General features: G+C 72.7%; 8 protein-coding genes. All 8 read right to left on the bottom strand.

Annotated features, from left to right (window positions below; all coding sequences use genetic code 11):
- Window positions 1-17 precede the first annotated feature (17 nt).
- The 8 genes from H4W31_RS37390 to grpE are packed head-to-tail and all read right to left on the bottom strand — an operon-like array spanning window position 18 to window position 12723.
- The gene (locus tag H4W31_RS37390) at window positions 18-1733 is read right to left on the bottom strand and encodes an Hsp70 family protein (protein WP_192770909.1); all 1716 of its coding nucleotides are present in this window, start codon (window positions 1731-1733) and stop codon (window positions 18-20) included.
- Between the two features lie 25 nt (window positions 1734-1758).
- On the bottom strand, window positions 1759-1923 hold the full coding sequence (locus tag H4W31_RS37385; protein WP_192770908.1) for a hypothetical protein: 165 nt from the start codon (window positions 1921-1923) through the stop codon (window positions 1759-1761).
- A 38-nt stretch (window positions 1924-1961) separates the two neighbouring features.
- On the bottom strand, window positions 1962-3704 hold the full coding sequence (locus tag H4W31_RS37380; RefSeq protein WP_192770907.1) for a TRAFAC clade GTPase domain-containing protein: 1743 nt from the start codon (window positions 3702-3704) through the stop codon (window positions 1962-1964).
- 3 nt (window positions 3705-3707) lie between these two features.
- The gene (locus H4W31_RS37375; RefSeq protein WP_192770906.1) at window positions 3708-6107 is read right to left on the bottom strand and encodes a GTPase-associated protein 1-related protein; all 2400 of its coding nucleotides are present in this window, start codon (window positions 6105-6107) and stop codon (window positions 3708-3710) included.
- On the bottom strand, window positions 6104-7282 hold the full coding sequence (locus tag H4W31_RS37370; protein ID WP_225945887.1) for a hypothetical protein: 1179 nt from the start codon (window positions 7280-7282) through the stop codon (window positions 6104-6106). Before H4W31_RS37370 ends, H4W31_RS37375 begins: the two co-directional genes overlap by 4 nt.
- On the bottom strand, window positions 7282-9969 hold the full coding sequence (locus H4W31_RS37365; RefSeq protein ID WP_192770905.1) for a hypothetical protein: 2688 nt from the start codon (window positions 9967-9969) through the stop codon (window positions 7282-7284). The genes H4W31_RS37370 and H4W31_RS37365 overlap by 1 nt, the downstream gene beginning before the upstream one ends.
- 3 nt (window positions 9970-9972) lie before the next feature.
- Window positions 9973-11655 carry an Hsp70 family protein gene (locus tag H4W31_RS37360; RefSeq protein WP_192770904.1) on the bottom strand — a complete coding sequence of 561 codons (1683 nt, stop codon included), beginning with the start codon at window positions 11653-11655 and terminating at the stop codon, window positions 9973-9975.
- Between the two features lie 39 nt (window positions 11656-11694).
- Window positions 11695-12723, bottom strand: a complete 1029-nt coding sequence (gene grpE, locus H4W31_RS37355) for a nucleotide exchange factor GrpE (protein ID WP_192770903.1) — start codon at window positions 12721-12723, stop codon at window positions 11695-11697.
- Window positions 12724-12922 lie beyond the last annotated feature (199 nt).

Genomic DNA, 12922 nt, shown 5'->3' with positions numbered 1-12922 from the left:
TCCCGAAGCTGGGTCGTTCAGTGCCGTACGGTCAGCGCGGCCAGGTCGTGGGCGACCGTCTCGCGTCCGGCCCGGTCCAGTACGCCGTCGATGCAGGCCTCCAGGGTCAGGCTGGCGCCGCTGCCCGGCTCCGACGCGGTGATGCTGAGCCGGCCGTCCAGTCCCAGGCCCAGGCTGAGCCGGATTGGTGAGCCGGCCGGCAGCCGCTCCGGCAGTCCGGTCAGCTCGCCGTCGAGTACCGGCCGGTTGTCGGCCACCTCGGCGGACTCCACCGCGCCGGCCTGCTCGTACACCTCGATCCGGACGCTGCGCTGGTTGTCCAGGATGGTGGCGAGGGTGAGTTCCCGGTTCGCCACCGGCAGCGGGTCGTTCTGGTGGATGACGTGTGCGACGAACCGGTGCTCTCCGGTCCGGTCGTGGCTGTCGTGGACCAGCGGCCCGAGGCCCCGGGACGCCACCGAGGCGGCCGGCGCGATGCTCAGCCCGCTGCCGCCGGGCGGCGAGAACTCCGGCGCCGCCTCCACCGGTACGACGGCGGCGTCCGGCCGGCGCCAGTCCACCCGTACCGGAGTGGACCCGCCGCCGTCGGCGCCACCGCCCCGGGTCCAGGGTCGGGTCCTGCGCGGGCCCGGTTCCCGGTCTCCGGTCTCCGGTCGGTCCTGCACCGCCAGCTGGGTCAACTGGTGTGCCCGCAGCGCCGCGCCCTTGGCCACCGCGAGGTCGGGATCGAAGAGTCGGGGCCGCCAGCCGAACTCGGCGGCCAGCGCGGCGGCGATCATCGGCATCTTGCTGGATCCGCCGACGAGGAGGCAGTGGTCGATCTCCGCAACACCGGCCCGGCCGGCCGCGTCGAGCAGCCGGCGCAGCACCACCAGCGACCGGTCCACCAGGTCCCGGCTGGCCGCCTCGAAGTCGTCCCGGCTCACCGTCACGGTGACGCCCCGGCCGCCGTACCGGATCGGGACCCGGTGCACTGAGGTGCTGGACAGGGCCCGCTTCACCCGCTCCGCGGTGAGCAGCAGTTCGGCCATGAAGACCTCGTCGTCGGCCGGGTCGTCGGCCGGCTCGACGCGGGCCAGGAACTGCTCCAGCAGGAACGACACCAGCCGGCGGTCCCAGTCGGCGCCGCCCAGTTCGGTGTCGCCGTCGGTCGCCGCCACCTGGATCCGGCCGCCCAGGCTCAGCACCGTGCCGTCGAAGGTGCCGCCGCCGAGGTCGTACACCAGGGCGGTGCCGATGCCGGCCACGTCAGAGAAGCCGTAGTGCACGGCGGCGGCGACCGGCTCGCTGACCAGCTCCAGTGGCCGTACCCCGGCGAGCAGGCAGGCCTGCTGGGTCGCCTCGCGTTCCCGGATCCCGAAGTACGCCGGCACCGTCACCACGGCCGGTACGGTCCGACCGGACTCCGGCCGGTGTCCGGGCAGTACGCCGTGCACCAGTGCGCGGAGGATCAGCGCGGAGACCGCCTCCGGGGTGTACTCGACACCGTCGAAGCGGAGCAGCCGGTCCGTGCCCATCTGACGTTTGATCAACGCGACGGTACGGTCCGGAAAGGCCGGTCCGGCGTTGTACGCGGCGGAGCCGACCAGCACCGAGCCGGGCGACTCGAAGCAGACCACCGACGGGGTGGCCTCCTCGCCCAGCGGGTTCGGCAGGATCATCGGCCGTCCGGCGCTGTCCAGGGTGGCCACCACCGAGAAGGTGGTGCCCAGGTCGATGCCGAGCGTTCTCATCGTCGTTCCACGCCTTCCGCTTCGGTCACTGCGGGCCCGAGCCGATCCGTTCGAGGATCTCCGCGCCCTCGCCGAGCAGCCAGGCGAGCGCGCCGCTGCCCACCGCGAGCACGCCGAAGGAGACCAGGACGAGCAGGAGGGTCACGCCCCGGGCGATCCGGTGCGTCACGGGCAGTGCGGTGCCGGACATGTCGTTCCTCGTTTCCGGTCGGGCCGTCGAAGACTGGATCAGGCGGTCTGGTGCTGGTCGCGTTCGTTCGGTACGCCCCGGGGAGCCGGCGCGGCCCGGCCGATGCCCGTGCCCTGCGGCCGTACCGCGACCCGCTCGGTCTCCAGCAGCCAACGCACCGGTGCCACCGCGCCGGACTCGGACAGGTCCTTCGACGACACCAGGAAGAACCGCACCTCGGCGAAGTCCCGGGCGGCCGAGGCGACGAGGTTGTCCAGCCCGCGATCCAGCAACCAGCCGCGGATGCTGTCCGGATCGATGCCGAGCCGTTCGCCGATCGGCAGCCGCTCGATCAGGTCCCGCTTGCTGACCACGAACGCCAGCCGCTGGCGGGCGGTGTCGACGCCGTACTGGCGCAGTCGGGTGACGGTCGACTGGTACGAGTCCTCCGGATCGTGCTGCGCCGGGTTGGCCTCCGCGAAGACGTCCGCGAACGCCCGCGCGGACTGGTCCCGGACATCGCGTACGGAGAACGGGTCGAGCACGAAGAGCAGCGTCCGGGCGTAGTCGAGGTACGCGTACCCCGCGTTGAGCTGCTGGTCGACCAGGGCCTCGCCGGCCGCGTCGAACAGGTGCAGCAGCGCGGAGCGGTGCCGGCCGGTCGGGATGCGTACGGTCACCGCCACCGGCTGCTGCGCCACGTCGGTCTTCGGCGCCGCCCGGTCCTCGGTCACCAGTTGCAGGTACTCGTCGTACCGGCGCCGGCTGTACTCGTCGGCCAGCATGGTTCCGGCCCCGCCCGACGCCTCGCCGGCCCCGATGCCGTCCACTGGATCGTCGGAGCCGCCCGCCGGTCGGTCCGCCCCGGTCGACGGTGCCCCGACCAGTGCCACCAGCGCCGCCATGATGAGCTGGGTCTTGCCGGCCGAGGAGGCACCGAAGACCGGCACCCGTACGTCGGTGGCGACCGCGGCACCCGGATGCAGCGCGGCGGTGCAGGTGGGACAGTGTGCCGCGAGTGTGCGGGAGGCCCGGAGCACGGTTGTCGGCAGTCGGGTACCGCAGGCGCACCGCCGCCACAGCACGCCGAGCCGGCCGGGGCGGACGTTCCGGTGCAGATCGTCGCCGCACCGCCGATCCTCGGTCGAGTGTGGACCGGGACACCGGTACGCGGGCAGCGAGGTCACCTCGTAGCAGCGTGGACAGCTGCCCCCGGCCCGGAAGATCCACTGCCAGCACCGGTCGGCCCCGCGCAGCAACAGGACCAGCGGAAAGCCGACCAGCCAGGCGGAGATCGTCAAGATCCCGGACAGCAGTGCCACCAGTGCGGTGCCCAGCACCGTCCCGGCGCCGAACCCGGCGAACCCGGCGACGCCGATCAGCAGCAGTGGCCAGAACAGCAGCAGTCGGGGGCGGCGGGTCGGCCCGAACGGCCGGACGGCACCCGTCCAGGCGCGGCCGAGCACGCCGTAGCCGAGCCGGTGCACCGCGATCAGGTCCAGCCGGACCTGCGCGGTGAAGTACTGCGGCCAGGCCCGGTCGCGCCGGACCTGTGCCGCGCCGACCCTGCCGGCCAGCCGGCCCGCCGCCACGTCGGTCGGCCCGAGCACCCGGGTCGGCGGATAGTGGCCGCTGAGCACCCGGGTCGCGGCCACCATTGCCAGCCCGAGTCCGCCGACCACCCCGGCGACGAACGCCACCGGGGCCACGGCCGGAAGGACCAGGGCCAGGACGAGGTAGCACAGCCAGCCGTACCCGATGATTGCGGCGGCGAGCGCCAGGAACATGACCAGAGTGGGCATGGTTCACCTCCGCCGGGGCAGGAATCGGGCCGGGAAACCGCGCCGGGTCTCCGCCACCCACGCCTGCCAGATGCTCAGATGGTCGGGGCTGAGTTGCGCCACGAGTTCGGTGACCGGCTTGATCCGTCTGGTGCCGGCCCGCCCGAGCCAGTGCCGGACCGCCTGCTTGCACTCGGTCTGGTCGGCGCCGGCCACGTGCGGGGAGGTGCCGAGATAGAACGCGGTACGGACCCGGGCCGGGCTCCGGCCGCCCCGGCGCAGGTCGGCGCAGAGTCGCCGGACGTACGGCTCGGCGAGCTCCGGCCGGGCGCTGAGCAGACGGCGGACGACGTGCGGTGCGTCGGCCGCCAACAGCGCGTCGACCACCTTGTCGACCCGGAGCAGCAGTATCGGGCCGGGAATGGCACCGAGTCGGCTCTCCAGTGACTTCGCCGAGTTCGCGGAGCTCAGCCGGGCGATTTGCTCGATGAGGTCGTACAGGTCGTAGTCGGCCTCCAGCAGGTCGGCCACCCGACGGTTCCGGCTGCGCAGAATGCCCTTGCTGCGCAGCCGGTGGCCGAGCACCACCACCTGCTCGGTCAGCTTCCCGTCCAGGAGTTCGGCGCAGAGCGCCTGGCAGACGACGTGCGGCAGCACGGTGTCCCGGGGCACGGTGTCCAGCAGGAGTTGCAGTTCCTCGTGCGTGGCCGGCCGCCGGGCCCAGAGGATCTCGGCCAGCTCGCCGGCCAGTCGCCTCGGATCGTCGGCGGCCGGCAGGTCCCGGAACACCAGCCGGACCAGGTCGAGCCGACGGTCCGGATCGAGGTGCACCATCGCCGCGCCGAGCACCGCCTGGTCGAACGGCGTGGCCCCGTTGACGCACCCCCGCCAGCGCTGCCGCCACCAGCCGTCGCCGATGCCGGCGCCCCGGGCCGGATCCCGGGCGATCTGCTCGCAGAGCCCGTCGACGAGCATCGCGTCGAGTTCCTCGCCGCACGGCCAGCCGGCCGGCTCGTACGCCCGGCGGTGCTGGGCCCAGTCGTCGACGAACCGGCCGGCCTCGTCCCTGATGTCGGCGATCCGGACCGCCAGTTCGAACCGGGACGCGACCCGGAGCACCGCGTCGAACGCGGCCGGCGGTGCGCCGCGCAGCGCCGCCAGTACCGCCCGTTCGGCGGCGGCCTGGTGCTCCGGCAGCCAGGTACCGGCGGGCAGGGCCGGCAGGACCACGCCGGCCACCTCGGCGTCCCGGTACGCCCGCTGGATCTCGGCCGTGATCAGCGCCAGTCGTACCGGTGCCACCCGGTCGGCGGGCACCTGCCCGGAGCGGGCCACCTCGTCGAAGGCGAGCAGCACCGGCGACGGAAGCTCGTCGACCGACTCGGCGAGCAGGTCGACGACCGGTCCCCGCCAGCCGGCCAGCAGGTCGCGGTCGCTGTCCCGGAGCCAGCGCAGCAGGATCGCCGCCTGTTCCGGGGTCTGCCGGCGGCGCAGCGTCGCGGCCAGGCCGAGCACCGGCGCGTGCCGGCCGAGCCCGGAGGCGGCGGCGACCTCGATCGCGTCGACGATGTCGTACGGGTCCTCGGCGCAGAACAGCGGCACCCAGGTCTCGGCGTGCCGGGTCGACGGCACCTCGGAGCAGCCGCCGTGCACCAGGTCGAAGACGGCGTACCCGAGATCGTTGTCGACCCGGGCGTCGGTGGTGCCCCAGTCGGGATGCACCGCCACCACCGGTTGGGTGGCGTACGCGGGATTGGTGGTGAAGACCTTGAACCCGATGGCCAGCGCCCGGTTCCGGGGCAGCAGCAGCGTCGCCGCGGTGATCCAGTGCAGCACCGGGGCCGGCGCGTCGGCGACGAAGAGCACCCGCCGGGCGCCCGGCTCGGTCACCTCCTCCAGCGCGGAGACCAGGGCGATCAGGGTCTGCCGCCCGTCGGGCTGGTCGAGAACGAACTTCTGGGCGTCCTCGATCCCGATCGGTCCGGGTTGCCAGCCGGGCGGCACCGGCGGGGACTGGGTGGTCGGTGCCGGTCGGTCGGTCCAGAACGTCGCGCCGAACAGCTGCGCCGGCCGGACCGGGCCGTACGCGGCGGGGTCGCGGGTGACCACGCTGTGGGTGAGCTGGTTGCCCTCGCGGCTGCCGTTGACCTCCTTGCCGAGGTAGACCCCGGCGGCGGTGGCCAGGTGCCCGTCCCAGACGTGCGCGAACGAGGGCGGATAGTCCGAGACCGACCGGCGTTCCCGCATCCACCTCGCCGGCGGCTCGTACAGCAGGTTGCGTTGCACCACCGCCATCGCCGCCTCGTCGGCACCGGCCGAACGGGCCTGGAACTGGAGTCCGACCGCGCCGCGCAGGCCCTGTCCGGCCCGGCAGTCGGTGTAGATCAGGGTGTCGAAGCCGGGTTGCCCCTCCGGCGCGGTCACCTGTTCACCAGCCGGGGTACCACGCCGAACCGGCTGAGCAGCCAGACCAGCGGCTCGTCCACCCGGAACGGCTGTACGCCGCGCGGATCGACGACCGCGTCGTCGTAGTCCGGTTGGGCGCCGAGCGCGGAGACGGCGAAGTAGCGGAAGTTCTCGTAGTTGTGCCGCAGGTGGGCGTCGATGTCGTCGGCGTCCCACTCCCGGAGCAGGGCTCGGATCTGCTCGTGCGTCGCCTGGCCGGCGAGTTCGTCGTAGCCGGCGGTGACCGGGGGCTTCCGCAGCAGCGCGTGGTCCCGACCGAGTACGTCGAAGAAGGCGTCGATCTTCGCGAACGCCACCGCCACCGGGATCTTCACGTTCTGCCGGGGCTTGAGCCCGTGACTGGCCCGCAGGGTCTCGGTCACCCGGTTGACCACGTTCAGCGTCGACTCCTGGGACCGCAGTGCCGACTTCGGCAGTCGGATCTGGTCCCGGGCCTTGCGGATCATGAAGGGATCGAGCAGCAGGATCAGCGCCTCCGCCGCACCGAGGTAGGTCAGGTCGTGCGTGGTGTCCTGCTCGGTGAGGTCCTCACCCGCGGTGTCGTAGAAGGACAGGTAGGTGGTGCGGAACCGGGGACCGATCCCGAGCCCCCGGCGCTGCTGCCGCCACTCGAAGACGACCGGCTCCCGCCAACCGCCCTTGGCCTGTGCGGTCTGCCCGAACAGGGTCTGCTCGCCGAACACCTGCTCCACCTCCGACGACGAGCCGCCGACCCGCCGTACGTCGGCGTCGAACCGTCGGCGCAGCCCGTTCATCAGCTCGTGCGCCAGTACGGTCAGGTAGACCGTCTTGCCGGTGCCGGTCGCGCCGACCATCGCGATCAACGGGCCGGCCGAGGCGCCGAAGTTCGCCGACAGCGGCGTGTGGCAGCAGGGACAGGCCCGGATCCCGCTCTCCGCCCGACAGGTCGGACACTTGGCCCGGGGCGGCGCGTACAGACCCGCCTTGTCGGCCGTGAACACCGGCCGGGACGGCTGGTTGAAGCCCGTCTCCCGTCGGCGTTTCTCGTCGACGGTCTTCGGGCAGCCGTCCCGGCCCGGTGAGCCCCGCCCGGTGCACTGGTACGCCAGCTTCCGCCCCGGGATCTGGTGATAGCAGTAGGGGCAGGCCGTCTGCCCCAGCAGAGGAGTCATCAGGACACCTTCAGGTTGTCGATCGGCGGGTCGGTCACGGTCAGGTTGCCGGGGCCGTTGACGAAGCAGCGCAGCCAGTACGGCCGGCCCAACCCCGACGGGATCTCGATGTCGAAGGTCAGCGGCACGTCCCGGGTGAAGGTGAGCCCGTCGTACCGGTTCACCACGGTGCCCTGCTCGGGACGCAGCGGCATGATCAGTCCAGCGGCGGCCACCACCACCAGATCGACGTTCCGGCAGTCGGCGTTCACGGTGGCCCGCAGCTGCCGCTGCCGGGACAGCCGCCGGATCCCGGGCAGCCGGCACAGTTCGTACGACAGCGAGAGCGCGGTTCCCTCCACGGTCACCGAGACCGGGACCGAGCTGGCCTCGCCGAGCGAGCCGACCGCGATCGCGCTGACTTCGGCGCTGCCGCCACCCGGTCCGACCGGCAGCAGACAGCCCTCGCCGTCGACGAGCTGTGCCCGGGTGACCCGGTGCCGCCGGGTGCCGTGCTCCGGGGTGGTCCAGGTGACCTCCGCCATGCCCACCTCGTCGGGCCACACCCAGGACAGCCGTACCTCCGGACCGGTACGCCGGGCGACGAGCTGGCGTACCGGCTCGGCGACTCCGACCACCACCGGCCGACCGACCACGGCGCCGGTGCCACCGATGGCGAACGGGACGTACACCTGTTGTCCGGCCGCCACGTCGGCCTCCAGCACGGTGTCCGGCCCCTCGACGTGCCGCGCGCCGACCAGCGGACGGCCGTACCGGTCGAGATGGGTCACCGGTACGACCGCGCCGACCTCCCACGGCGGGCGCTGCGCGGCGTACCGGACGCGTACCTCGGTGCCGGCCGAGGTGGTCCAGGACACCCGTACCCGGTTGCCGTCGTCGGCGGCGGCCAGCGGACTGACCCGCAGCGTCTCCACCGGGGTGGCCGGAGCCCGGGGTGACGCCGAGACCACCACCATCGGCGCGGTCACCTCACGTCGGCGTACGTCGTGGTACACCGCGACGACGCTGTAGAAGTACTCCCGGCCCTCGCCGATGCCCCGGTCGACGAACGAGTCCAGCTCCGCGTCGACCGGATCGCCGTCACCCGCGCCATGCGGCGGGGAGCCCTCGACCCGGCGTACCCGGACGGCCACCGTCGCCGGATGCCGCTTCCAGGCGCCGACGATCTGGTCCCGGCGCACCCGCAGGGTCACCTCGGTCAACGGCGGGACGATCGAGAGTGTGCCGCTGGCCGGGCGGGACCAGACCGTACCGTCGGCACTGGCGAAGACCGCGTACGCGATCGGCCGGGCCACCGGCGGTTGGCGGTCCACCGCCGACGTCGAGGTCGGCGCGGCGACCTGCACACCGTCGGCCGGTGCCGCCGCCACCCGGCCCTCGGTCCGGACCACCCGGTAGCGCAGTTCGGCCATTGCCGAGTCCGGCGCCTTCCAGTCCAGCCGCACGTCGGTGTCGACCGGCACGACGGAGAGGTCACGCGGCGGCGGTGGCGGCAGCCGGCGCAGCCGGGCCGCCAGGTCCTCGTCGTCGGAGGCGATCCGCAGCGCCTCCCGCAACTGCCGTTCGGCGTCCTGCTCGCGGTGTGCCGCCAGGGCCGCGCCGGCCTCCCGGACCAGCCGCTCCACGGTCGCCTGCTGGGTCGCGACCAGGGCCGCCACCGCGGTGTGTTCCGGATCCCTGCCCGGCAGCGCGGCCAGCGCCTGCTGGGCGGCCCGCAACTCGCCGTCCGCCAGCAGTTCGCGGATCCGGTCGGCGCCACTGGCGGCCTGGCCTCCCGCGCTGCCCAGGCTGGCGACCAGCAGCTCCGCCTCCGGCTGGGCCAGGCCCAGCGCGGTGGCCTGATGGATCAGCAGCAGTTCGGCCAGCCCCTGGGACCGGGCCGCCGCCAACTGCTCGACGACCTGGTACAGCGCGATGACGCGCAGGTCCGCGCCGCCCTCCAGGCCGGTACGCAGCACGTGCAGCGCCGCCTTCCGGGCCCGTACCGTGGACGAGTCGGCGGCCGAGTCGACGGCCCGCAGGCACGCGTCGAGCACCGGGCGGTCCAGTCGCAGCGCCGGGCCGCCCGGCACCCCGAACTCGCGCAGCAGGGTGAACGGCCGGTTCAGGGTCGGATGCAGCAACTGGACCACGGTCGGCGCGTCCACCTCCGCGCAGCCGGTCTTGAGCCGCCCGTAGGCGGTCCGGTCCAATCCGCTGGTCTTCGGCAGCTCGACGGTGTCGACGACCCGCAGCTTGGCCTGGCGTACCGCGTCGTCGATCTGCGCCTGGGACAGCTCCGGAAAGCTCGCGGCCAGGGCGGCCAACTGGGCCCGGGTCACCTGACCCAGCGGCTGGTGCGCCCTGGCCAGGTCGGCGGCCAGCGCGGTCACCTTGGCCCGGCTGCTCTGCTGCCACTGCTGCGCCTGCTGCTGCCACCAGGCGGGCTGGTACATCGCCGCACCGTGGTTGCGTTGCAGTTCCTCGTCGGCGAGCAGCAGCAGCCGGCACACCTTGGCCCGGTTGTCCGGGCTGCCGGCCTTCTGGTTCCAGTACGCCCGGATCCGGCGCAGGTGCTCCTTTAGCCGTGTGTCGTCCAGGCCCGGCTCGATGGCGTACCGCCTTAGCAGGTCACCGGCGGGCAGCCGGGTGTGCCGGCGCAGCGGCCGGATCACCTCCTGCTCGTACCGGACGGGGTCGAAGGTCATCGCTCAGGCCCGTACCGCGATCGCCGAGACCATCTGCTGGGCCTCGACCACCTCGGCCTCGGTGAGCATGCTGACCCGGACCTCGATGGTGAGTTCCTTGCCGGTGCCCGGTTCCACCGCCCGCACCGTCAGCAAGCCCTCGTCGTCCACCCGGAGGGTGATGTTGATCGGCGAGCCGACCGGCAGCGGCGGCAGCCCGCTGATGACGCCCTTGCCCTGGTCCACCGCCTTGTTCGCGGCCAGGTCCCGGCTCTCGGTGGCGCCGGCCTGCTCGTAGACCGCGATCTCGATGTCGGTCTGGTTCGGTACGACCGTGCCGGCGTGCAGCACCTTGAGGTCGCTGGGCAGCGAGTCGTCGGCGTGCACCAGGTGCTCGACGTACGAGGCGGCCATCGGGTCGGCCTCCCAGTTCGGCAGGTCGGTGTCGACCAGCCGTACGCCGAACGCCTTGGGCAGCACGGTGGTGATCCGCTTGCTCGCCAGTTCGGCCAGCTCGTCCGGATCCACCCCGGTACGCAGCGCCAGCTCCTGGACCCGGAACTCCTGCTCCTGCGGGGTCGGTGCGGCAGACTCGGCGTCCTTCCAGTCCCACAGCGCCCGGCTGAGCGCGAACCGGGCCGCGCCCTTGGCCACCGCCAGGTCCGGATCGTGCAACCGGGGCTTCCAGCCGTACTTCTCGGTCAGCCGGCCCTTGACCGCCGGCATCTTGGTGGAGCCGCCGACCAGCAGTACGTCGTCGATCCGCCCGGCCGGGTCGGCGGCGCCGAGCTTGTCGGCCAGCTTCGCCAGTACCCGGTCGGTGACCACCAGCGTGGTGTCCAGCAGATCGCGGGTGATCTGCTCGAACGTCGTCCGGGTCACCTCGATCATCGCGGCGGCACCGGCGAACCGCAGCGGCACCTTGCGGGACTCCACCTGGGAGAGCTGGTGCTTGAGCTCCTCCGCGCTGGACGCGACGGACTGCATGAACTCCTCGTCGGAGTAGGGGTCCTGGGCCGGCTCGGCCTGGCTGACGAACTCGTCGACCAGGTACTTGATCAGCCGGTTGTCCCAGTCGACGCCGCCGAGTTCCTGCTCGCCGTCGGTGCAGAGCACGTCGATCGCGCCCGGGGTGATCCGGATGACGGTGGTGTCGAAGGTGCCGCCGCCGAGGTCGTACACCAGGACGATCCGCTCGGCGCCCGCGGCGCTGTCCCGCATCTCGTACTGGAGCGCGGCGGCGACCGGCTCGGGCACGATGCCGATCACGTCGAGCCCGGCGATCCGACCGGCGTTGCGGGTCGCGTCCCGCTCCAGCATCCCGAAGTACGCCGGTACGGTGATGACGACCTGACGTACCTCGTGCCCGGTGGCCTCGGCGGCGTCCTCGGCAAGCTGCTTGAGGATCAGTGCCGAGATCGACTCCGGGGTGTAGGTGTTCCCGTCGAACTCCCAGTGCGCCTCCCGGCCCATCCGCCGCTTCACCCGCTGCACCACCCGGTCCGGGTAGAGCCGGGACACGTTCTTGGCCGAGGCACCGACCACCACGTTGCCGGCGTTCTCGAAGTACACCGCCGACGGCGTCGTCTCGCTGTTGGTGATGACGTTCCGGACCACCGTCGGATGGCCGGACTGGTCGACGTAGGAGACCACCGAGTACGTGGTGCCGAGGTCGATACCGAAATATGTGACTGGTTCCTGGGACATCTCTCCTCCTTCGGGCGTCGGACTTCGGGCGTCGGAACTTCAGATGTCGGCGCCGACCGGGCGCGCCGTGGCCTCCGACAGCCCGGCCTCCGACAGCCCGGCCTCCGACAGCCCGGCCTCCGGCAGCCCGGCCTCCGGCAGCCCGGCCTCCGGCAGCCCGGCCTCCGGCAGCCCGGCCTCCGGCAGCCCGGCCTCCGGCAGCCCGGCCTCCGGCAGCCCGGCCTCCGGCAGCCCGGCCTCCGGCAGCCCGGCCTCCGGCCGTGCCGCCTCGTCGGGGTCGTCCGGCGCGATCACCGGCGCCGGCTCCTGCCACCGCTGCACGCGTACCGTCGCGGTGGCCAGGACCCGATCCGTGGCCAGGTCGAAATATCCGTCGCTGACGACCTCGGCGACGGTGCCGTCCAGTTCCGGCGAGGGCGCGGGCAGCATCCCGGCCGCGCGTTGCCGGGTCGGGTCGAACGGGGTGCCTGGATTCGGGCGGAGCACCTCCACTCCGGCCCGGCCGAGGATCAGCTCCGTGCTGTACGCGAACGACTCCAGCAGGCTGGCCGCCTGGGTGGACGGCAGGTTCTCCGGAAGTCCGGCGGCCTGCCGGAGCAGGTCGTCCCGGAGCCGGCGCAACTCGACCAGCATGGGCCGGAGCAGGGACTGGCGTTCACCGGCACGGAGCCGTTCGATGTCCTCGTACTGCCGGTCGATGACCCGCTCCCGGGCGGCCGCCCGCTCGTTGCCGCTGGCCAGCCCGCGGTGCAGCGTCGCGACCGTCGCGTCGAGCCGGTCGAGCCGCTCGGCGAAGGTCAGCGGAACGCCTTCCGCCGGTCCGGTCCCGGCCGCCGGAACCTCCGGGCCGTGGCCCGGCGCGGTCGGGTCGGCGCCCGTCGCCTGTTCGTCGGGACCGGGCGCCTCCCGGTCGCCGGAAACGGACGTCCGCGTTCCGGAGACCGTGACCTGGGTACCGTTGCGTGGCGAAGGAAAGTCCGTGTTTCCCGTCGTATCCCGCACAATTTCCAGGTCGATGGTCCGCCCCGATTCGGAGTCGGTCGACCCGGGAACAATCTCTTCCGGCACGTGCGCACCTCCACCGACATGGCGTCTCTGCTGTGGACACCCCAGTGACGCCCCGAACCGTAGAGGGCGGCACCGAAAGCGGTCCAGACCCGTTTGACCCTCTTAGCTGATCTACCCCGGGCTATTGACCAAACGGATCGTGGTATCGGTCGAAGACGTCACCATGTACGCCATTCGGATCGGGTCGTCGTCGACTCCG

It is taken from the genome of Plantactinospora soyae, from assembly GCF_014874095.1.
GTDB classification, from domain to species: Bacteria; Actinomycetota; Actinomycetes; order Mycobacteriales; family Micromonosporaceae; genus Plantactinospora; species Plantactinospora soyae.
Note: the sequence above shows the minus strand (reverse complement) of the source record. Positions and strands in the feature narration are given on the sequence as shown.

Excerpts from the sequence above, each read along its gene's own strand:
- H4W31_RS37390 (WP_192770909.1), bottom strand. The coding sequence starts at position 1,733 with ATGAGAACGCTCGGCATCGACCTGGGCACCACCTTCTCGGTGGTGGCC.
- H4W31_RS37385 (WP_192770908.1), bottom strand. The coding sequence starts at position 1,923 with ATGTCCGGCACCGCACTGCCCGTGACGCACCGGATCGCCCGGGGCGTG.
- H4W31_RS37380 (WP_192770907.1), bottom strand. The coding sequence starts at position 3,704 with ATGCCCACTCTGGTCATGTTCCTGGCGCTCGCCGCCGCAATCATCGGG.
- H4W31_RS37370 (WP_225945887.1), bottom strand. The coding sequence starts at position 7,282 with ATGACTCCTCTGCTGGGGCAGACGGCCTGCCCCTACTGCTATCACCAG.
- H4W31_RS37365 (WP_192770905.1), bottom strand. The coding sequence starts at position 9,969 with ATGACCTTCGACCCCGTCCGGTACGAGCAGGAGGTGATCCGGCCGCTG.
- H4W31_RS37360 (WP_192770904.1), bottom strand. The coding sequence starts at position 11,655 with ATGTCCCAGGAACCAGTCACATATTTCGGTATCGACCTCGGCACCACG.